General features: G+C 74.5%; 14 protein-coding genes. 11 read left to right on the top strand and 3 right to left on the bottom strand.

Annotated features, from left to right (window positions below; all coding sequences use genetic code 11):
- The first annotated feature begins 240 nt into the window (after positions 1-240).
- The 3 genes from ACZ7FF_RS17370 to ACZ7FF_RS17360 all read left to right on the top strand — a co-directional run bounded on the left by ACZ7FF_RS17370 (position 241) and on the right by ACZ7FF_RS17360 (position 3,084).
- The gene (locus ACZ7FF_RS17370) at positions 241-717 is read left to right on the top strand and encodes an Lrp/AsnC family transcriptional regulator (RefSeq protein ID WP_470813049.1); all 477 of its coding nucleotides are present in this window, start codon (positions 241-243) and stop codon (positions 715-717) included.
- A 20-nt stretch (positions 718-737) separates the two neighbouring features.
- On the top strand, positions 738-1,424 hold the full coding sequence (locus ACZ7FF_RS17365) for an HAD family hydrolase (protein WP_470813048.1): 687 nt from the start codon (positions 738-740) through the stop codon (positions 1,422-1,424).
- A 178-nt stretch (positions 1,425-1,602) separates the two neighbouring features.
- The gene (locus tag ACZ7FF_RS17360) at positions 1,603-3,084 is read left to right on the top strand and encodes an MFS transporter (protein ID WP_470813047.1); all 1,482 of its coding nucleotides are present in this window, start codon (positions 1,603-1,605) and stop codon (positions 3,082-3,084) included.
- Positions 3,085-3,236: 152 nt separating this feature from the next.
- Here ACZ7FF_RS17360 and ACZ7FF_RS17355 read toward each other — a convergent pair whose 3' ends face one another.
- Complete coding sequence (locus tag ACZ7FF_RS17355) at positions 3,237-4,016, bottom strand: LysR family substrate-binding domain-containing protein (protein WP_470813046.1); 780 nt, start codon at positions 4,014-4,016, stop codon at positions 3,237-3,239.
- A gap of 58 nt (positions 4,017-4,074) precedes the next feature.
- Between ACZ7FF_RS17355 and ACZ7FF_RS17350 the strand changes: the two genes are divergently transcribed.
- The 6 genes from ACZ7FF_RS17350 (at position 4,075) to ACZ7FF_RS17325 (ending at position 17,521) form a co-directional block, all read left to right on the top strand.
- Positions 4,075-4,467, top strand: a complete 393-nt coding sequence (locus ACZ7FF_RS17350; RefSeq protein WP_470813045.1) for a DUF5997 family protein — start codon at positions 4,075-4,077, stop codon at positions 4,465-4,467.
- Positions 4,468-4,579: 112 nt separating this feature from the next.
- A complete protein-coding gene (locus tag ACZ7FF_RS17345) occupies positions 4,580-5,434 on the top strand; it encodes a DUF4132 domain-containing protein (RefSeq protein ID WP_470813044.1) in 855 nt (284 codons plus the stop codon).
- On the top strand, positions 5,431-10,416 hold the full coding sequence (locus ACZ7FF_RS17340) for a hypothetical protein (RefSeq protein ID WP_470813043.1): 4,986 nt from the start codon (positions 5,431-5,433) through the stop codon (positions 10,414-10,416). Before ACZ7FF_RS17345 ends, ACZ7FF_RS17340 begins: the two co-directional genes overlap by 4 nt.
- 144 nt (positions 10,417-10,560) lie before the next feature.
- Positions 10,561-11,730 (top strand): ATP-binding protein, encoded by a 1,170-nt coding sequence (locus tag ACZ7FF_RS17335; protein ID WP_470813042.1) that lies wholly within the window; start codon positions 10,561-10,563, stop codon positions 11,728-11,730.
- 302 nt (positions 11,731-12,032) lie between these two features.
- Positions 12,033-15,818, top strand: a complete 3,786-nt coding sequence (locus ACZ7FF_RS17330) for a vWA domain-containing protein (protein ID WP_470813096.1) — start codon at positions 12,033-12,035, stop codon at positions 15,816-15,818.
- Positions 15,815-17,521, top strand: coding sequence for a hypothetical protein (locus ACZ7FF_RS17325; RefSeq protein WP_470813041.1), 1,707 nt, complete (start codon positions 15,815-15,817; stop codon positions 17,519-17,521). Before ACZ7FF_RS17330 ends, ACZ7FF_RS17325 begins: the two co-directional genes overlap by 4 nt.
- Before the next feature lie 335 nt (positions 17,522-17,856).
- On the opposite strand, the gene ACZ7FF_RS17320 is transcribed toward ACZ7FF_RS17325, so the two are convergent.
- Together ACZ7FF_RS17320 and ACZ7FF_RS17315 are read right to left on the bottom strand one after the other, a co-directional pair.
- Complete coding sequence (locus ACZ7FF_RS17320; RefSeq protein ID WP_470813040.1) at positions 17,857-18,195, bottom strand: hypothetical protein; 339 nt, start codon at positions 18,193-18,195, stop codon at positions 17,857-17,859.
- A 358-nt stretch (positions 18,196-18,553) separates the two neighbouring features.
- Positions 18,554-18,751, bottom strand: coding sequence for a hypothetical protein (locus tag ACZ7FF_RS17315; protein WP_470813039.1), 198 nt, complete (start codon positions 18,749-18,751; stop codon positions 18,554-18,556).
- Positions 18,752-18,912: 161 nt separating this feature from the next.
- On the opposite strand from ACZ7FF_RS17315, the gene ACZ7FF_RS17310 reads away from it, so the two are divergent.
- Positions 18,913-19,203: a protein-L-isoaspartate O-methyltransferase family protein gene (locus ACZ7FF_RS17310; RefSeq protein WP_470813095.1), complete on the top strand. Its 291-nt coding sequence runs from the start codon at positions 18,913-18,915 to the stop codon at positions 19,201-19,203.
- A gap of 199 nt (positions 19,204-19,402) precedes the next feature.
- A complete protein-coding gene (locus ACZ7FF_RS17305; RefSeq protein WP_470813038.1) occupies positions 19,403-20,272 on the top strand; it encodes a HalD/BesD family halogenase in 870 nt (289 codons plus the stop codon).
- The last annotated feature ends 32 nt before the right edge of the window (positions 20,273-20,304 follow it).

The raw sequence follows: 20,304 nt of genomic DNA, 5'->3' as shown, positions 1-20,304 counted from the left end.
CCTGGAGGACACCGCGATGCGGTGCCCCGGAACGACATGGAAAAGGCGCCGCGGAGACCCGCAGCGCCATCGACGTCTCCATGAGACCATCACGGAGGTCACTGGCTCAAGTGTTGTCCGAATCACTGGACCAATGGCCTGGCCGCGCTTCGGTACGGGCGCCCGAGGGAAAGCCAACGGACCAGGTCGGGCGGTACACGGGAGCAGTGGGACGCTGAGCCATTGGTACAGTCGTACGTCATGGCCGTGGACGAACTCGACACCCGCATCCTGCGACTGCTGCTGGAGCAGCCGCGCACCAGCGTGCGCGAGTACGCGCGCATCCTCGGTGTCGCCCGCGGCACGCTGCAGGCCCGCCTGGACCGCATGGAGCGGGAGGGCGTGATCACGGGCACGGGTCCCTCGCTGTCCCCGTCCGCCCTGGGCCATCCGGTGCTGGCGTTCGTGCACATCGAGGTCACCCAGGGGCATCTCGACGACGTCGGGGACGCGCTGGCCGCCGTACCGGAGATCGTGGAGGCCTTCTCGATCACGGGTGGCGGGGACCTGCTCGCCCGGGTGGTGGGCCGGGACAACGCCCACCTGGAGGACGTCATCCAGAAGCTGATCAGCCTGCCCGGCGTGGTGCGCACCCGCACCGAGGTGGCCCTGCGCGAACGCGTGCCCTTCAGGCTGCTGCCGCTGGTGGAGTCGGTCGGCCGGGCGGCCCGCGGCTGACCCTGTGCATGCTGGACGGCATGAGCGACCTCGGCGCCCTCTCGGTCATCTTCGATCTCGACGGAACGCTGGTGGACAGCGAACCGAACTACTACGAGGCGAGCCGGCGGACCCTGGCCGAGCACGGGGTGCCGGACTTCAGCGGGGCCGACCACGAGGGCTACGTCGGGATCAGCACCCGGGAGACGGTGGCGATCTGGCGGGAGCGCCATGGCCTGCGCACTCCCGCGGACGAGCTGCTGGCCGCGATGAACCGGCGCTGTCTGGAGCTGGCCCGCACCCACACGCGCGCGTACCCCGAGATGCACAAGTTCGTGGAGCTGCTGGCCGCCGAGGGCGTACCGATGGCGGTCGCGTCCGGCTCCTCCCCCGAGGCCATGGCCGCGATCCTGGCGGGCACCGGCCTGGACGCCTTCCTGCGCACGGCGGTCTCGACCGACGAGGTCCCGCACGGCAAGCCCGCGCCCGACGTGTTCCTGGAGGCGGCCCGGCGGCCCGGCGCGGATCCGGCGGACTGCGTGGTCCTGGAGGACGCGGCGCCGGGCGCTGCCGCCGCGGCCGGGATGCGGTGCGTCGCGATCCCCTACGTGGCCGCCCAGTCCGACGCCCCCGTGTTCGCCACGGCGAGCCCGCTGCTGCGCGGCGGGCAGGCGGAGTTCACGGCGCAGTCGGCGTACGCGTGGCTCCGGGACACGGCCGGCCACTGAGCGCTCGACGCGCAGGGCCCCCGGGCCGGCACTCGGGTGGCCGAACGGCACCTCGCCCGCCCGACCGACGGAACAGTCGTGCGTACGCCGCGAAAACAGCCGTACCAGGGCGGATGTCGACGCGCCCGGCGCCGCATCGTGGCGTGCGCGGAGCGTGACTGCTGCCTAGCGTGGCCCCATGACCATGGACCAGACCCGGCGTGCCGCCGGCGGCCGGCAGTGGCAGGCGCTCTGGGTCTGTCTGACGGCGGGCTTCATGACGCTGCTCGACAGCTCGATCGTGAACGTCGCCCTGCCCTCGATGGAGCGCGGCCTCGGCGCCGACACGGCAGACGTGTCCTGGGTCGTCTCGGGCTACGCCCTCACCTTCGGGCTCGCCCTGGTCCCGGCCGGCCGGCTCGGCGACCTGCGCGGGCGCCGGGAGGTGTTCCTGTTCGGACTCGCCCTGTTCACCGTGACCTCCGCGGCCTGCGGCCTTGCGTCGGGGGCCGGCTGGCTGGTGCTGTTCCGGCTGCTGCAGGGGGTGGCCTCGGGCATCCTGGCGCCGCAGACCACCGGGCTGATCCAGCAGATGTTCCAGGGCTCGGAGCGGGCCAGGGCATTCGGCATGCTGGGCAGCGTCGTAGGGCTCTCCACTGCGATCGGCCCGCCCGCGGGCGGGCTGCTCATCCACCTGTTCGGCACCGACGACGGATGGCGCTGGGTGTTCTACGTCAACCTGCCGATCGGGGTGGCCGCCTTCTGCGCGGCGCTGCGCCTGCTGCCGCGCACCCCGGTCCCGCCGGGGCGCCGGGAAAGCATCGACCTGCCGGGAGTGCTGCTCCTCGGCGCGGGCGTGCTCGCGCTGATGCTTCCGCTGGTGCAGGAGCAGCAGTGGACGGGGCGGATGAAGTGGGTGCTGATGCCGGTGGCCGCGGTGCTGCTGACGGCGTTCTGGGCGTGGGAGCGGCGGCAGGGGCTGCTCGGGCAGGCGCCCCTGCTCGACCTCAGGCTCTTCACCCAGCGGTCCTTCTCGCTCGGCGTGCTGCTGAACCTGGTCTACTTCGCGGGCTTCACCACGGTCTTCTTCGTCTACACCCTGTTCCTGCAGAACGGTGTGGCCTACAGCGCGCTCGCGGCCGGCTTCTCCTCGCTGCCCTTCGCCATCGGTTCGGCGGTCGGGGCCGCCGCGGGCGGCAGGATGGTCGTGCGCCACGGGCGCAGACTGGTGATCGTCGGCCTCGGCGTGGTGGCGGTGGGCCTGCTCGGGGTGATCATCGCGGTGCAGCTGGTGCCGGGCCGGGGGGTCGGCTGGGCGGCGGCGCTGCCCCTGCTCGTCGCGGGCCTCGGCTCGGGCGTGACGATCTCCCCGAACACCACGCTCACGCTGGCGAGCGTTCCGGTGCAGCGGGCCGGGGCGGCGGGCGGTGTGCTGGTGACCGCGCAGCGCATCGGCTCCGCGGCCGGGATCGCGGCGGTCGGCGCGGTGTACTTCGCACACCTGGCCAACGCCGGCAGTCCGGCCGTGGCCCTGCAGCTGGGTCTGCTCACGGCGGTGGGGATCATCGCGATCGCCCTGGTCCTCGCGGTGATCGACCTGCGGGAGTGGCAGGTGCAGCCGGTGGTCGCCGTCCCGGTGCCGAGCGAGTCGCGCCCCGAGGAACCCGACCCGGCGGCCTGAACCGGCCCGCTCACGACGCGGCCCCCACGTCTCAACGGCTGACGCCGCCCCCCACCGCTTTACGGTTGACGCGGCCCCTACGCGCAGGGCTTCCCGTGTTTCACGCCTGACGCGGCCTCCTGCTCCCGCGCTCGACGGCTGACACGGCCCCCCTACGATCGCCGGCGCGGCTTGCCCCGTTTCGCGGCCGTCTTTCCCGCACCCGTGCGGGCCGTCCCGCCCCGGCCCGCCGACTTGGCGGCGGGCTTCTGCCGGGTGCCGCCCTGGTCGGCACGCCTGGGCTTCTTGTCGGCCGCCGGCTTCTCCGCCGGCTTGGCCGCCGTACGGCCGCGCGTGCTGTTGACCGTGCGGCCGCGGACGATGCCGATGAAGTCCTCCACCAGGTCGGTGGTGGCGTCCTGGGGCCAGGACAGGGCGACGCCGGACTGCGGGGCGTCGACGACCGGACGGTAGGTGAGGTCCCGGCGGTGGTACAGGCGGGCCAGGGACTGCGGTACGACCAGGAGGCCGACGTTGGCCGCCACCAGCTCGACGGCGTCGGGCGTCGTCGCGGGCCGCTCGAAGGCGGGCTCGCCGGGCGGGGCGTCCCACTCGAAGACGTCGTCGAGGGGGTGGAAGAGCACCTCGTCGGCGAGGTCGGCGAGGGTGACCTCGTCCGCGGCCGTGATCAGGTGGTCCTTGGGCACGACGACCACGGTCGTCTCGGCATAGAGGGGGATCGCGCTGAAGAAGTCGCGGTCCACGGGCAGCCGGACGAGCCCCACGTCGGCCTCGCCCGCGCGCAGCAGTTCCGGCGCCTCGTCGGCCGGTACCTGCACGAGGGTGAGCGGGACGTCGGGCAGGCGCTCGTGCCAGATCTTCACCCACTTGGCGGGCGTCACTCCGGGTACGTACGCGAGCCGGAACGACGGTGATTCCTCCGAGCCTGTCACCAGGCCAGGTTACCGGCCGTGGTCGGCGCTCCCGCACCCGGCCGATACCCTTGACCCCATGAGTTCGCAGCAGAGCACCCAGACGATGAAGCCCGCCACCGCGGCGAAGAAGCTGGGTGTGTACCTCCCCGCCACCCCCGCCTCGTTCCAGGAGGGCGTGGTTTCGCGTGCCGAGCTGAACGAGCTGCAGGCCAACCCGCCGGAGTGGCTGAGCGAGCTGCGCCGCAACGGCCCCCACCCGCGTCCGGTGGTCGCCGCGAAGCTCGGCGTGTCCATCGCCGGTCTCGCGCGCGGCGGGGTCACCGAGGCGCTGACCACGGAGCAGATCGAGGCGCTCAAGCAGGAGCGGCCCGAGTGGCTGGAGAAGGAGCGCGCCACCCAGGCGGAGGTCCGCAAGGAGGCCGTGCGGATCAAGAACGCCAAGAAGGAGAAGGAGGCCGGCCGCGACTGACCGTCCCGGCACGCCCCCGCTCGTCCACAACGCCCTCCGGCCCCGGGGGGCGTTGTCAGTGGCCTCCCCTAGAGTTCCCGTCACTTGATCACTGCGGTGCGGGGAGGCACGTATGGGGTGGGTGTCGGCCGGCGACTACGAGGTCGCCCTCGACGGCGGGAAGGTGGTGTGCCGCAACGCGGCCGGACGCCGGCTGAAGACCGTGCCGCCGAAGATCGCCGACGATCCCGCGGTCGTGGGCCTCAGGCAGCTCGTCGAGTGGCTGGAGCGGCACGAACGGCAGTGCCTGGCCGACGTGGAGCGGTGGATGGTCCGCTCGCTGCCGGTGCCGCTCGACGTGGTCGCCCGCGTGTGGCCCGACCCCGCCTGGCAGGCCGCACTGCGCGACCTCATCGTCACCGGCGCCGACGGGGAGGTCGCCGGATTCCTGCGGGACGCCGACCCCGAGCGGGGCCTCGGCCTCGTCGACCTCGACGGCGACACCGTCCGCATCGCCCCCGCCCAGGTCCGCATCCCGCACCCCGTCCTGCTCGAAGACCTGGAGGAACTGCGGGAGTTCGCCGTCGACCTGGGTGTCGAACAGCGTGCCCAGCAGTTGTTCCGCGAGGTCTGGCACCGCCCCGCCGCGGTCGACGGCGAGGCGACGCAGGTCGAGGAGTACGCGGGCGGGGCCTTCAAGGAGCTGCGCTTCCTGCACGGGCGGGCCGCGCAGCTCGGCTACCGCGTGCGCGGCGGCTACGCGGTGTGTTCTGTGGTAGAGGACGGCCGCACCGTCGAGGCCCGCGTCTGGATCGGTGACTACGACAGCTACGCGCAGACCGAGACCGGCCCGCTGGAGTGGGCCGGCCCCGGCGGGCGGGTGCTGAGGCTCGGTCAGGTCGGGCCGGTGGCCTGGTCGGAGGGCGTGCGCATGGCGGCCGCGCTGTACGCGGGGCGGGACATCGAGGACGAGGAGCGGGCGGCATGACGTACGACGAGACCACGGTGACCGCGCTCCTGGACGCCGGCGCGGTGCTGCCGCCGGGCAGCACCGCGCGCGAGGACGCCGACAGTCTCACCGTCCGTACCTACACCCATCCCGCCCTGGACGACCGCCGGGTGGTCCGGCTGGTGCCGGGCACCCTGGGCGAGGCCGAGGACCTGGCTCTGGAGTTCCTGGGCCTCACCCGGGCGCCGGCGACGCCGGAGGTCGGGCAGGTGCGCCGGGAGACGCTCGGCTTCCCGGCCTGGGCGCTGGTCAACGACCCGGCGAACGGTCATCACGCGCTCGCCCTGGTGAAGGACGTCGAACGGCTCGCCCGGCAGGCCAAGTCCCGTCCGGGCACGGCCAAGGAGGGTTTCGAGACGCTCGGCGAGCGGCTCGGGCGGACCGTGCCGCACTTCCTGCCGACGTTCTACGAGCAGGCCGCGCGGGTCTTCCTCGGCCACGAGAACACCACCTACGCCGCCGCGTTCTTCGGCAAGGCCCGCGAGGCCGAGCGGGTACACGCGCTGACGGTGGACGAGGCGCGGCAGCGCGCGGTGTTCCTGGAGTTCGCCTTCGCCGGGGCACTGACCGTCAAGGCCCTCAAGGAGTACGTGAGGGACCTCACCGGCCGGCTCGAACCGGCCGCGGCCTGGACACAGTTCCGGCAGCTGACGGTGGAGCGGTGCGCCGCCGGCATGCCGCCGTACGCCTCGCTGCCGCAGGACGCGCGCGGGCTGGTCAAGGCGGCCGGCCTGGACCGGGTCACCGAGGAGTGCGCGCTGGTCGCCGATCTGCTCGCCTCCCCCGCCGCCGTCCGCGCGCCCCGGTCCTTCTGGACGGCCTACCGCGCCGTGCTGCCGGTGCTCGCCGAGCGCAGGCCGGAGGTGCGGGCGCGCCTGCTGGAGATCATGCCGGCGGGTCTCGGACGGGGCGTCGAGGACGACGAGTTCTGGCTGACGCTGCTCGCGGAGAGCGGTGCCGAGCGGCTGCTGACCGACGCGGCGGCGGCCGCGGAGCACGGCGTCGACCCCGCCGGGTGGCTGAGCCGCTGGGCGTCGTTCCGCAAGCACGGCGGCTCGTACTCCCTGCGCTCGCCGGGCACGCAGGAGCTGGTGCGGCGGATGGCCCCGCTGCTGCGCGCCGCCGGCCGCCCGGTGGCCCTGTTCGCCGGCGGCTGGCACGCGGGGGCCGACCTCGACCTGCTGGACCTGTGCCTGGCCGAGAAGGTCCCGCTCACCCTGCCGGGCACCGGGAAGCGCGTGTTCCTGCCGCTGCCCTCCTGGCTGACGGACTCCCGGGCCGGCGCCCGCGACCTGGCCGCCGTGGCGGCCGACCCGCGCCTGCGGCGGCTGCTGCACGAGGCCGTGGACCAGGTCGGCAGCCATCAGCGCTCCCGCGAGCTGCTGCGCACGGTCGCCGAACACCCGGTCCTCTCCGAGGTGCTGCGGGACTGGCTCGACGAGGCCGCCGACGACTTCACGCGCGCGGCGGGCCTGCCGGGCGCCCGCACCGCCCTGGACCGGCTCCGCCCGTTCCGGGTGACGGCCTCCGAGGTCAACCCGGAGGCCGTCGCCCGGGTCGCCGGGTACGAGACGGCGCCGCTGCTGGCCCGGACCCTGCGCGCCGGAATCCTGGACGAGCTGGGCTGGCCGGCCCTGGACGAGGCGCTGGCCCGGCTCGACACGGAGACCAGGAAGGGCGAGGACAACTCGGTGGCCGTGCACGAGGCCTGGCCGGCGCTGATCCTCTGCCGCGGGCACAAGGCGGTCGTCGTCGGCCCGGAGCAGGTGCTCCTCGACCACGACATGCGGCTGCCGCACGAACTGGACCGCTGGCAGCGCCCCCGTTTCCGGTTCGTGGACGGGGAGCTGCTGGTGATGTGGCGGCACGGCAGCAAGCAGTACGGCTACTGGTCGGCCCGGCCCGCCGAGGTGTTCGAACTCGGCGGCGAGCAGCTGCCGTCCTGGTGGTCCGGGAACGAGACGGTCGTCCCGTCCATCCCGCTGCCGGGCGGCGGCCGCGCCACCGGCGGCCGGACCCTGCACGCCGGCGACACGGTCCTGCCGCCCACCCGGGGCCTCATCGGCGACGGCAGCACGTACTGGCGCCAGGGCAGGCAGGGCCGGCAGACGGTGTGGCTGGAGTACGACCCGGCCACCGGGACGCACGGCCGCGCCTCCCTGCCCGCCCTGCTACGCGCGGGTATCCGCGAGGACGCCGAGCTGCTGCCCGAGCGGTGCGAGGTGCTGCCGCTCCAACCCGGCCTGGAGCAGAGCCCGTTCGGCACCGACGGCACGGTGCTCGGACACTGGGTGCGCACGGAGGGCGAGGCGGCCGGAGAACTGCGGACCGCCGGCACGCCGGACGGGCGCACCGTGTCGGTACCGGTGGCCGCCGGCCACGCGGGGGGCGTGCCGGTGGGCGCCCTGCGGCTGCCCGGCGGTGCCGAGCCCGTCGTCGTGGAGATGTTCCGTGGCATCGGTCTGATGTCCACGGGCGACGACGGTTTCGGCGCCGGGGAGTTGGGGCGTGTGACGCCGAACGGCCCCGGTGGCGAGTTCGCCGCCGGCACCCGGCTGGTGCCCCCGCTGCCCTTCTGGCACGCCCTGCGCCCGCGCGACGCAGGGGGCTCGGCCGTGCTGCGCGCCCTGACCTCCGAGCAGGCGGCCCGGTTGCTCCGCGCCGCCGCCGAGGCGCTGGCCGAACGGCAGGACCTGCTGACCCGCGCGGGCGACGACCAGACCGCCAAGGCCGCGGTACCGGCCGCGGACGAGGTCGTCCGGCAGGCCGTGGCCCGCGCACTGCCCGAACTGACCGACGCGCGGCTCCTCACCGGTGTCACCGCGCTGGTCAGGTCGGCGCTGCGCATCGTGGACTCGGCGACCTCCTTCGCGCGTCCTCCGCAGCAGCGGCCCGCGCTTGCGCGCAACCGTGCCGAGGGCATGTTCGCCGACTACCGCCCCGAGCACGGCGACGACCGCAGCCTGTACGACGCCATGGCCGGCCTCGGCGGTCTGCACGGCTGGTGGCACGGCGAGCAGTGGAGCACCCTGCGCCAGGTCCGCGCCGTGAACCATGTGCTGTCCGGCGGCCCCGCCGACGGCAAGCCGCTGCCCGAGCGGGAGCGGCAGGCCGCACTGGGGGACGGCTGGCGCAGCGACGAGTACACGATCCCCGGCATCGGCATGGTCTGGCCGCCCCTGCTGGGTCTGCTGCGCGCGCTGGCCTACCGGGCCGGCTCACCGGCCCTGTCCGATGCCCGGCGGGAGCCGCTGCTCCTGCTGTTCGAGGCCCTCGCCGAGGGTCCGCTCGCCTCCGCCGACGGCACGCTCCGCAAGATCGTGCTGACCGAACCGCACGACAAGCAGCAGCGGGTCGGGCAGGTGCTGCGCCGTGCCGGCCGTACGGTGGCGATCCTCGGCTGCCAGAGCATCGACACGCAGCGGGACCGGGTCAACTGGCTGGCGCTGGACCACGATCCGTCCGGTGTGTTCGGCGCGGTCGCCCACTTCACGCTGGACGCGGACGCCTGCTACGACCCGGCGATCTCCGCCGGGGACCTGGCCTGCGTCACCCGCCTCGTCCGCGAGAAGGGCGCCGCACCCTGGCAGCCGGAGGCCCCCGCGGCGCTGGTGGCGGCGACCGGCGGCGGCCTCGGTCCCGTGCAGGCCGCCGTACTGCTCGCCGGGCAGCCGAACGACCCCGCGGCCGAGGGCCTGGCCACCATCGGGCTGAAGCCCCGCGAACGGGTCTTCGGCGACGCCCTGCTGCAGGGGCTGGGCCCGGAGGCGCGTACGGCACTGCTGGGCGCGCTGCTGCCCGTGGACCCGACCGCCCTGTGGACGGCGGGCCCGGACACGGACGGCGCGGGCCGGGTGTGGGCCGAGCGGTTCGGGTCGCTGGTCCGCGTGCCCGAGGACGTCAGGTCCGAGCTGGCCATGCTCGGCCTCGGACACGCGGAGGACGTGCTCAACCCGTCCCGCACACCGTGGCTGAGCCGCACCACGGTCCTGCGGCCGGACAAGGACGGCGACCTCGTGCCCGAGGACCCGGCCGCGATACCCGGCCGGTACGCCCTGGCGAACGCCGTCGACGCACTCGCCGCACTCGCCTACGGCCTGCCCTACGGCCACCCGCTGCGCTCCGCGCTCCCCGGCGGTCTCGCCGCCGTGCGCCACCGGATGTCCGACCCCGGACTGCTGCTCGGCCTGGATGTCGAGATGACGGAGAAGGGCGGCCCCACCGCCGCGGAGCTGCGCAAGGCGTACGGGCTGCCCGCGACCGGCGGCGCCGACGCGTACGGCCGCACCCGGGTCACCGAGGCGGTCGTGCTGCGCCCCTGGTACCGCGACGCGGAGACGGTCCTGATCCGGCCTGCCGGGCTGTCCGGGCCCGACGACGCCGTGTTCGGGCTGCTGGAGGGGCTGGTCGGACCCCAGCGGGGAGCCGGTCTGCGCGCCCTGCGCACGCTCCTCGGCGAGCAGCTGGGCCGCGCCGTGGAAGTGGGTGCCGAGGGCCCTTCGGGGTATGCGCAGGACCCGGCCGTCACCGTGCCCGAGCTGGTCGCCGAGGTCGCCGCCGCCCACGGGCTGGGCGAGGACGCGGCGGCGCTCTATCTCCAGCTGCTGGCCCTGCCCGACCCGACCGACCGCAACTGCGCCCGCTGGACGGGCTGGAAGCCGGCGCGCCTGAAGAAGGCCCGCGCGGAGCTGGCCGCCACGGACCTGGTGGTGGAGGCCAAACGGCCGCGTGCCGGGCGGACTCTGTTCCTGCCGTGCGGCTGGCGCGATCTGAAGTCGCCCGCACTGCCGGTGGAGACCTGGAAGGAGGGGCTGTACCCGGTGCCCGCTCATCGGCGCGCCGTTCCGCTGCTCCCGGTGCCGGAGCTGTTCGCCCTCGCCTGGGACCGCGTCCGCGCGGGCGACGCCCCGGCGTACGAGGAGCTGGCGACCCGCGCGACCCGAAGGGGGCGCCGCCGGTGATCGCCACCACCCCGGGCTCCGCCGGGGCCGTGGGTCTCCGGCCCGCGCACCGCCGGGCCACGGCTCTTCAGGCCGCTCCCGTCCGCACCGCGTCCGTGTCCGTCCGTGTCTCCTTGTCCGTATCTCCTTGAAGGACTGCCCCCGATGACGACCGTCCTCGCCCCCGACACCAGCCGCCAGATCGTCCCGCCGGAGGACCGGTACGCCACCGAACTGGCCTTCCTCGCGGCCCACGACTCCGGTCCCCGGCCGCCCGCCTGGCAGCTCACGCCCCGGGCCGTCGTCACGTTCGTGATGGGCAGCGGCGGCCGGGCGCTGCGGCTGCCCGAGGACGCCGCGGCACCGGACGGGGTGCCGCGGCGGATGCAGATCACGGGCAAGTTCGTCGGTGACCGCGCGCTGGTGGAGCGGTGCGTCGTCACGCTCGCCGGGGAGCGGGGCCTGCTGCTCGTCGGCGAGCCCGGCACGGCCAAGTCCATGCTGTCGGAGCTGCTGTCGGCCGCCGTGTGCGGGACCAGCGGGCTGGTCGTGCAGGGCACGGCGGGTACGACCGAGGACCAGCTGAAGTACGGCTGGAACTACGCCCTGTTGCTCTCCCAGGGGCCCAGTCGGCCGGCGCTGGTGCCGTCGCCGGTGCTCACCGCGATGACCCGCGGCGCGATCGCCCGCGTCGAGGAGGTCACGCGGTGTCTGCCCGAGGTGCAGGACTCCCTGGTGTCGTTGCTGTCGGAGCGGCGCATCGCCATCCCCGAACTGGCGGGCGGTGAGGACGGGTTGGCACACGCGGCGCCCGGCTTCAACCTCATCGCCACCGCCAACCTGCGGGACAAGGGTGTCTCGGAGATGTCCGCCGCCCTCAAACGCCGCTTCAACTTCGAGACGGTCGGCCCCATCGCCGACCTGGACGCCGAGACCGCCCTGGTCCGCGCGCAGGCCCGGGCCTCGGTGGAGCAGGCGGGAGCGCCCTTCCAGGTCGACGACGCGGTGCTGGAGGCCCTGGTCACCGTCTTCCGCGACCTGAGGGAGGGCCGGTCGGCGGAAGGCTGGGAGGTGGAGCGGCCGTCCACGGTGCTGAGTACGGCGGAGGCCGTCGCGGTGGCGGGCGCGCTCGGGCTGGCTGCCGCGTACTTCCCGGGGGACCGAGATGTCCTCGGGCTGCTGCCGGGCCACCTTCTCGGGGTCGTACGCAAGGACGACCCGGCGGACGCGGCGCGGCTGCGCGGCTACTGGGACGGGCCGGTCCGGCGCCGTGCCGAGCAGGGCTCGGCCACCTGGCGCACGCTGTGGGACCTGCGCACGGTCCTGGAGGGCTGACGACCGTGCCCCACGAAGCCCCTGCCCCGGCAGCCACGGCACCGGACTCCACCGGCCCCGCCGGCCCCGCTGCCTCCGCCGGCCCCGCCGCCTCCGCGAACGGTTCGTCCGAGGCGGCAGTCCCCGGGCACGACTCGCCCGACACGGCCGCTCCAGCGCGAGCCGCCGCGGAGGCGTCCGCAGCCGGGTACGCCGCCCGCGTCAAGAGGGCCGGCGCGGCCGACTCCAGGAGGGCGACCAGTGCCACGCACGACTCCCGTGCCGTGGGTGCCGAGGCAGACGGCCCGGTCGCCACGGCGGTCATCGCCCTCGACTCCCCCGAGGCGGCCGTCGCCGCTCTGACCGATCCGGCGGCGCCCTGCCTCATCGGCGTACGGCACCACGCGCCCTCCCTGGCCGCGGCCGTGCCCGCCCTGCTGGAGGCGGCCGAGCCGGACGTGGTGCTCGTGGAACTCCCCTCCGAGCTGGAGGAGTGGCTGCCCTGGCTCGCCCATGAGGAGACCCGGGCGCCGGTCGCCCTCGCCGCCGCCCCCGGGGACGGGAGCGGTGCGGGCGGCCCGGCCTTCTATCCCTTCGCCGACTTCTCGCCGGAACTGGCCGCCGTACGCTGGGCCGCCCGGCGCGGAGTTCCGGTGATCACCTGCGACCTCCCGTTGGCGGACCGCGCCTGGGCTGGGGGCGCGGGCGAGGACGCCGAGACGCCCGTGACGTCCCCGACTGCGCCGGGTGCGGGCGCGGATCCCGGTGGTCAGGACCGGACACGCATCGCCTCGGCCCTGCGTTCCCGCCTCACCGGGCGCCCCGGGGACGACCTGTGGGACCGGCTGGTCGAGGCCGCCGCCCCCGGTTCCACGCCGGAGGCGCTGCGGCGGGCCGCGCTGCTGACGGGCTGGGCGCTGCGGCAGGAGGCGGCGGCCTCGGGCGGCGTACCGGAGCTGGATCTGCGGCGGGAGCGGTGGATGCGGTCGCGTCTCGCCGCGGCCACGGCGCGCGGGGAGCGTGCGGCGGTCGTCGTCGGCGCGTTCCACGCCCCCGCGCTGCTGGCTCCCGCGGAAGACGAAGGGACCGACGGCGACGGCACGGCGGAGGCACGGACGGCCACCCCGGTCTGGACGACCTCCCTCATCCCCTACAACTACGCACTGCTGGACGAGCGTTCGGGCTACCCGGCCGGTATCCGCGATCCGGAGTGGCAGCACATGGTGCTGGACGCGGCCGGTGACCCGCAGGCGCTGGAGGAGGCGCTGATCCGGGCCGCCGTACGGGTCTGCGCCGAACTGCGGGCGCTGGGGCATCCGTCCGGCCCCGCCGACGCGCGGGAGATCGCACGGCTCGCCGGTGACCTGGCCCGGCTGCGGGGGCTGCCCGCGGCGGGCCGTGGCGAACTGGTCGAGGCGGTGCAGACGGTACTGGCGCAGGGCGAGCCGTACGGCCGCGGAAGGGCCGTCGCCCGCGCGATGGAGCGGGTGCTCGTCGGGACGCGGACCGGACGGCCGACACCCGACGCGCCGCGCAGCGGGCTGGCACCGGCGGTCGAGGAGGAGCTGGCCGCGCTGGGTCTGCCCGGACCGTCGGAGAACCCCGGCACCGCCAGGGACCTGCGCCTCGACCCGCTCCGCTCCGATCCGGACCGGCGCCGCGAACTCCTGCTGCGCCGCCTGGCGGTGTGCGCGGTGCCCTACGCCGAGCCCAGGGCGGTGACCGGCACGGGCGGCGCCGACGCGCTGACCTCGCGCTGGGAGGTGCGCTGGACCCCGGCCACGGCGGCCATGTTGACCGCGGCGGGAGTGCGCGGGGTCACCCCGGCCCAGGCCGTCGAGGGCCTGCTGCGGGAGCGCCGGCGCACGGAACTGGACGAGGGCGGCCCCACGGCCGCGCAGACCCTGCTCGGGCTGGAACAGTCGGCGGAGTGCGGCCTGCCCGGACTCGCGGACGAGCGGTTGACCGAGGCGGGCGAGGTGCTGCCCGACTCCGGAACCCTGCCGGAACTCCTTGCCGGACTGGCCCTGTTGGACCGGTTGCGGGCCGGGCACATCGCCGGACTGGGCAAGGACGAGGAGCGTACGACGCGGGCGGCGGCCGTCGCCGAGGTGCTGACCGCCGCCGCGGTGCGTCAGGTCGACGGGCTCACCGGAGCCGAGGACCCGGCCGACGCCCACGCCCTGCTGGAGCTGGCCCACCGCGCCGACCAGCTCGGCGGCATCCGGCTCACGGACGCGCTGGCCCGCCTGGCGGCCGACGGTTCCCCGCTGATGCGCGGCGCCGCCGGGGCCGTACAAGTGCTCCTTGGGCAGGAGGAGGCGGGGGTGTTCGGGGACCGGGTCGCCTCCTGGGTCGACGGTGCCTGCGATCCCGGATCCCGGTCGGCCCTCACCGCCCGCCTGACCGGTCTGCTGACCGCGGCCGGGCCCCTGCTGGAGTCGGCGGCGCCCGCGCTGGAACCGCTGCTGAACCGGGTCACGGAGCTGTCCGACCGGGACTTCCTGGACCGGCTCCCGGCCCTGCGCGGCGGCTTCGACACGCTCAGCCCGGCCGCCCGCGACCGGCTCCTGTCCGCCGTGGAGGAACGCCTGGACGGAGAACGTCCCGCCGACACGGACGGCATCGATCCCGTCGCCCTGGCCCTGTGGACCCGGGCCGACCTCGCGGCCCGCGAGACCCTGGCCGCCCTCGGCCTCCTGCCCCCGGACCGCACCCCGGCCACGAAACCCGTTCACCCGGCCGACCTCGAAACCCCGGCCGACCAGCCCACCGGCCGATCCACCGCCCCCGACGCCACGGCCGGCCCATCAAGCGGCCGATCCACCGACCCCGAAACCACGGCCGGCCCACCCACCGCTGCCGAAACCACGGCGGGCTCACCCGGCTCACCCACCGGCCGAGTCACCCATTCCGAAACCACTGCCCTCGGCCCCCGCCCCGACACCTCACCCCCCGCCCCCAAGACCACCGACCGGTCGGCCCCTTCCGCGCCGGGCGGTGCCGTGCGGCTCGCCCCGGTCGACCGGTGGCGGCTGGTGCTGGGGCGGCGAAGTGACCGACTGCACGCTTCCGCACGGCCGTTGGCGACCGCGCTGGACGAGTTGTACGGCAGCGGGCGCGGCGAGGGCAGCCGGGGAGACATGGCCGGGACAGGTGGCGGCCGTGAGGCGTCGTACCCCGGAGTGCGGCAGTGGTCCGAGGAACTGGCCGCGCTGTTCGGGCCGGGCATCCGCGAGGAGGTGCTGGCGGCGGCCGCCGCCACGGGCCGGCAGGACGTGCTGACGGAGCTGGACCCGGACAGCGCCCGGCCCTCCGTCGACCTGCTGCGCGCAGTGCTCCGGCATGCGGGCGGCCTGCCGGAGGCCCGGCTGGCCGCGCTGCGTCCACTGGTCCGGCGTCTGGTCGAGGCGCTGACCAGGCAGTTGGCAACCCGCCTGCGCCCGGCCCTGCACGGCAGCACCCTGCCGCGTCCCAGCCGGCGACCCGGCGGCGGCCTCGACCTGCCCCGCACCCTGCGGGCGAACCTGGCCACCGCTCGCCGTCTGCCGGACGGCACGGTCCGCGTGATTCCCGAGCGTCCCGTCTTCCGCAGCCGCGCCCGGCGGGCGGCCGACTGGCGGCTGATCCTGGTCACCGACGTGTCGGGCTCCATGGAGGCGTCCACCATCTGGGCGGCGCTCACGGCCTCGGTGCTGGCCGGAGTGCCCACGCTCTCCACGCACTTCCTGGCCTTCTCCACCGAGGTGATCGACCTGACCGACCATGTCGAGGACCCGCTCTCGCTGCTGCTGGAGGTCCGGGTGGGCGGCGGTACGCACATCGCCGCCGGGCTGCGGCACGCGCGCGAACTCGTCACCGTACCCTCGCGCACGCTCGTCGTGGTCGTCAGCGACTTCGAGGAGGGCTACCCGGTGGGCGGGCTGCTCGCCGAGGTGCGCGCCCTGGTCGGCGCCGGCTGCCAGGTGCTGGGCTGCGCGAGCCTCGACGACTCCGGCCGCCCCCGCTACTCGACCGGTGTCGCGGGCCAGTTGGTGGCCGCGGGCATGCCGGTGGCCGCTCTCAGTCCGCTCGAACTCGCCCGCTGGGTAGGGGAGAAGATCGCATGAGCCCGGATCTGCCTCCGGTCGCCCCGTCCGTGACCGCCGAACTCGTCGCGGCGCTCTCCCCGAGGCTGCGCAAGCGCCTCGACGCGGGCATCGCCAAGCTGGCGGCCCGTCCCGTGGTCCGCGACGGCGACACGGTGCGCATCGCCGTGGACGACGACACTCACGTCGAACTGCACGCCCCGGACGGCACGGTGACCAGTGCGGACGCCGTCCGCTGCGGCTGTCTGCTGGCCCCGGACTGCCTCCACCGAGCAGCCGCCGCCTCGGCGGCCCCGATCGCGGAAGGCGTCAACTCCCCTGAACCGATGCCTGGTTCGTCCGAAATACAGGAAGCCGTGGAGCCCGAGACGGCCACGCCCGCGCAGTGCGCCGCGGCCCGCGCGGTGCACATGGCCGGGTCGGCCGTGCTCGAAGCCGGTACGGACGGGGCGGGCGGGGTGCTCCAGGCGGAGTTGCTGCGCGCCGCGCACACCGCCCGGCTCGCGGGACTGCACCGGGTCGCCGCCACGGCCGTGTCCGTGGTCACCGCGCTGCGCGCGGCCCGTGCGGCCGACCCGGCGTACCGGGTGGCCGACCTCGTGGCCGGCCTGCGAGACGTCCTCTCCGTCGCCCACCGCGTCCCGCACGCCTCCGGCGCCGAACTGGCCGGGCTGCGCGGCACCGCGCGGCAGCCGTACCGTCCGGGCGGCTCGCTGCGGCTGTACGGCCTCTTCTCCGAGCCGGTGCTCACCGCGAGCGGCTACGCGGGCGCCGTCACCTGGACCGCCGATGCCGAGGGCCGGCTGTACCAGGTGTCCGACGTGGCTCCGGGTGGCGCAGGACGGGCGACGGGCGCGGCCGACCGGGCCGTACGGATCGGTGACACGGCCCTGACCCACCGCGAACTGGCACGGGCGGGCCTCGCGGTGTCCGGGGCCACCGTCTCCCCCACCGGACGGCTCGGGGCGGGTGCCGGTGTCCGCGCGGTCCGGGCGTCCGGGGCCGACTGGCGCGAGGAACCGCTGGCCCGGTTGTGGGCGCAGCCGGTGGCCGAGCAGATCGCGCGTGCCCTCACCGGCGGTCACGATCTGCTGTTCCTGGACGTCACTCTTGGCGGTACGGCGGCGGAGGCGGCGGGCGACTGCCTGCTCGCCGAGTGCGGCGGTGCCGTCCTGCGGCTGACCGCCGCGCACGACCACCCCGCCCTCCCCCACCGTGACAACCTGCGACTGCTGGCAGCCGCCCGGGGCAGCCGGCTCCGGATCGTCGCCCGCCTCACACCGGCCTCGCACCCCCGGGCCCAACTCCTGGCGACCGAGCACCCGACACTCGCCGGTACCCGGGTCGACCTGGGCCTCGACCGGCTCCGGCGCGCCGACCTGCCCTCAGCGCCCGCCTCCCCGGCCCGGCCGGTTCCGACCCCGGACGAGGCGCCGGTCCACCTCCTGCGCCGCCGAATCCAGCAGGCGGTCTCCGGCGGCCGCCGCGTGCTCTCCCTGCCGGGCGACGCGGCCACCGACGCCCGACGCCTGTCCCGTGCGGGACTGGCAACGGCCGGCGACCTCCTGACCGAACTCCACACCGCCGCCGCGGACCGCACCCGCGACGTCTTCGGCCGCCTGCTCCCAGCGGACCTCGACCGCTTCGCCCACGCCTGGCTGGCCGCGTCCCACTACACACAGGAACTGGACCGCGCACTGTGCACCGCAGCGTGGCCCGACTGACGCGCCCACAGCAAGGTACGGCCCTGTGGTCGACGCGGGGCCGAGGGGGGTTGTTGCGCGGCCGTGCCACACCCTGCACTCTCCCCCGGGAGGCCAAGGGGGTCAGCCACCGGACGCTCACCCTGGCCCGTGGCAAGGTCGTCGGAGAGCTGTTCCTGCCTCGCCCCGGCACTCCCCGCCACCCGGTCGTGCCGGCCTTCGGAGGGTTGGCCCAAGACTCTCGCCCTCCTCGCCACCGGCCAGAGGTGAGTGCCGAGACCACGCCCCAGGTCTCAATTCCGTTGTACGCCGCCCACGCCAGGACGGCGCAGGCGGCATGTTCCTAGGGGCTGATGTCAGGAGAAGGCGACCGAGCGGAGCTTGAGACGGTCGCCCAGCACCTTGCCGGGGTTCATGACGTAGTAGGTGTCGCCTTCACAGTCCGCGCTCTCGAAGACGGTGGCGGTGGCGTCCGTCCTGTTCGCCGGCGCATAGGCGGGCAGCTCGCCGGTCGCCCCGGGCAGGTCGATGCACTCCCCGCTCTTCGGATCGGTCAGAGTGGCGACGTGCCGAGTGCCGTCCGAGCCGGTGTACGAGTACTGGAAACTGCCGGTGGCCGCTGAAGCCGACAAGGGCAGCGTGACGATCAGGGTCAGGGCACCCGCAGCGGCGGTCAGGGCGGTACCGAAACGCATATGCGGCGATCCTTCCAAGTGGAGGTTGCGACCTCCCCGACATTTCCATGCGTACGTCCGCATATGCCGCAACTCACCCAGAAGAGGGACCCCAGGGGCATCCGGTGCACCCGGAACTCGACATCACGGCCCGCCGCATGCATCAGTTCAGGAAACTCAGCCTGACCTTGCAGTCGCGGTTGTCCTTGCCGGTGTCCGCCAACCTCCTCATGCAGGTCGTGCTCCAGGTCCCAGACGGACTCGCACTCGCGGCAGAGAAAGAACCTCTGTCCCGTGTCCAGTGTGGCCAGGTCGCGGCACTGCTGCTGAACCGGTCGCCAGGGTCTTCGCTGCGGCTCTGGGCGGGCCCCCGGCCCACTCAGCTTGCCCTGACCGACGCGAGCTGATGTCCTTCGGCGTGCGGGCCCCGCGCGTGGAACGCGCCGACGAGGCCCTCGTCGGCACCGGTGCCGAGCTGGTCGTCGTGCCGGAGAGCGAGCTGAGGCCGTACGAGGGCGTGGGGCGTCCTGCTGCGGTACGCCGACCCGGGGACCCCGCCCTGACGCCGACGCGCCACGCCTCCCGGATCACGCCGCGTGGCCTTCTGGAACGCACCACAACCGGGGCCGCCGACGCCACCTCCACAGCCCCGCGTTCCCATGGCCCATGAACGGACCCTTGAGGACCTGGTCCGCGCGGCCCACGCCGTGGGCGTGACAGACGCCCGTCTCCTGGAGGCTGTACGGAGCCGTCCCCTGGGCGGAGTTCGTCCCCGCGGATGAGGCAACGTCCGCCTATCGGGACACGCCCGTTCCGCTGCCCCACGGGCAGGTGACCATCCGGCCCTCGCTGATCGCCATGACGGTCTCCGCTCTCGGCCCCACCGGAGACGCACAGGTCCTGGAGGTCGGGACTGGATACGGCTGGCAGACCGCGCTGCCGGCCCGCTCGGCCGCGTACGTCGTCAGCGTCGAGATGGCCCGTGCCGAACCCGCGCGGCCCGCTGGAACGCACAGTCGGGCAGTGTGACGCGTCACATACAGACAACACTGCACCACTGTGGGAACTTCAAGTGCCCCTTCTGCCAGCCTAGTTACTGAAGAGCCGAGCGTGAGGTCCGGCCGACCGCACGGATCGCGTCGCTCGTCCCCTGTGTGCGCAAGAGGCGGAAACGCGGGCCAGTGGGGGGAATCGGCCAGAGGGGCGGCCCGCCCGCGGAAAGGATCGAATGCGCTCTTTCGAAGCCCTGACGCTTGATCAGGTAGTCGACACGGCTCACTACCCCCTGTCGGAACTCGCGAGCGCCCGGGGACAGGCCGTGGTCTCCCGTGCCCGGCGCGATCTGTCGACTCTCGGATGCACCGTGCTGCCGGACTTCATTCGCCCGTCGCTGCGCGATGTCCTGCGGCAGGAGTGCTCGGCCATCGCCCCCCGGGCGCACCACGACACCGAGACGGTGAACGTCTACAACATCGCAGTGGACTCGGCACTGCCGGAGGACCATCCGGGCCGGAAGATCTTCGAGCGGGGTAACGCGTTCGTCGCGCGGGACCGCATCCCCGCGGAATCCCTCATCAGCCGGCTCTACTCCAACACGGCATTCCGGCACTTCATCGCCCACTGCTTCGAACTGCCGGAGCTGCACGAGCTGGCGGACCCGCTCTCCGGACTGGTTCTCAACGTCATCGCACCGGGCATGGAGCACCCCTGGCACTTCGACACCAACGAGTTCACCGTGAGCATGCTCACCCAGCAGGCGCAGGCCGGCGGCGTCTTCGAGTACTGCCCGAACATTCGGACCGCGCAGGACGAGAATTTCGACGACGTCCGGGACGTAGTGGACGGCCGGGGCGAGCGGTTGACCCGACGCCTCCCCCTGCAACCTGGTGACCTCCAGTTGTTCAAAGGCCGCTACTCGCTGCACCGAGTGAGCCCGGTGCGCGGCGAGGTCGCGCGCCACTCCGCGATATTCGCCTACAGCGAGCGCCCCGGCGTCATCGGGAGCGTGGAACGGACCCGGCAGCTCTTCGGCCGGGTGCTGCCCGAGCACCTGGCGGCCGAGGGCCGGGCGGTCCGCGGCGACCGGCTCCTGGACTAGCGGGCGGCGAGAACGCGTAGTCGCCGTAGGCC

The sequence above is a fragment of the Streptomyces sp. NPDC037126 genome (assembly GCF_055605965.1).
Note: the sequence above shows the minus strand (reverse complement) of the source record. Positions and strands in the feature narration are given on the sequence as shown.

Bases quoted from the DNA above. Each gene is read 5' to 3' on its own strand.
- ACZ7FF_RS17305 (WP_470813038.1), top strand. From the start codon at position 19,403: ATGCGCTCTTTCGAAGCCCTGACGCTTGATCAGGTAGTCGACACGGCT.
- ACZ7FF_RS17340 (WP_470813043.1), top strand. From the start codon at position 5,431: ATGACGTACGACGAGACCACGGTGACCGCGCTCCTGGACGCCGGCGCG.
- ACZ7FF_RS17370 (WP_470813049.1), top strand. From the start codon at position 241: ATGGCCGTGGACGAACTCGACACCCGCATCCTGCGACTGCTGCTGGAG.
- ACZ7FF_RS17365 (WP_470813048.1), top strand. From the start codon at position 738: ATGAGCGACCTCGGCGCCCTCTCGGTCATCTTCGATCTCGACGGAACG.
- ACZ7FF_RS17360 (WP_470813047.1), top strand. From the start codon at position 1,603: ATGACCATGGACCAGACCCGGCGTGCCGCCGGCGGCCGGCAGTGGCAG.
- ACZ7FF_RS17325 (WP_470813041.1), top strand. From the start codon at position 15,815: ATGAGCCCGGATCTGCCTCCGGTCGCCCCGTCCGTGACCGCCGAACTC.
- ACZ7FF_RS17320 (WP_470813040.1), bottom strand. From the start codon at position 18,195: ATGCGTTTCGGTACCGCCCTGACCGCCGCTGCGGGTGCCCTGACCCTG.
- ACZ7FF_RS17345 (WP_470813044.1), top strand. From the start codon at position 4,580: ATGGGGTGGGTGTCGGCCGGCGACTACGAGGTCGCCCTCGACGGCGGG.
- ACZ7FF_RS17335 (WP_470813042.1), top strand. From the start codon at position 10,561: ATGACGACCGTCCTCGCCCCCGACACCAGCCGCCAGATCGTCCCGCCG.
- ACZ7FF_RS17350 (WP_470813045.1), top strand. From the start codon at position 4,075: ATGAGTTCGCAGCAGAGCACCCAGACGATGAAGCCCGCCACCGCGGCG.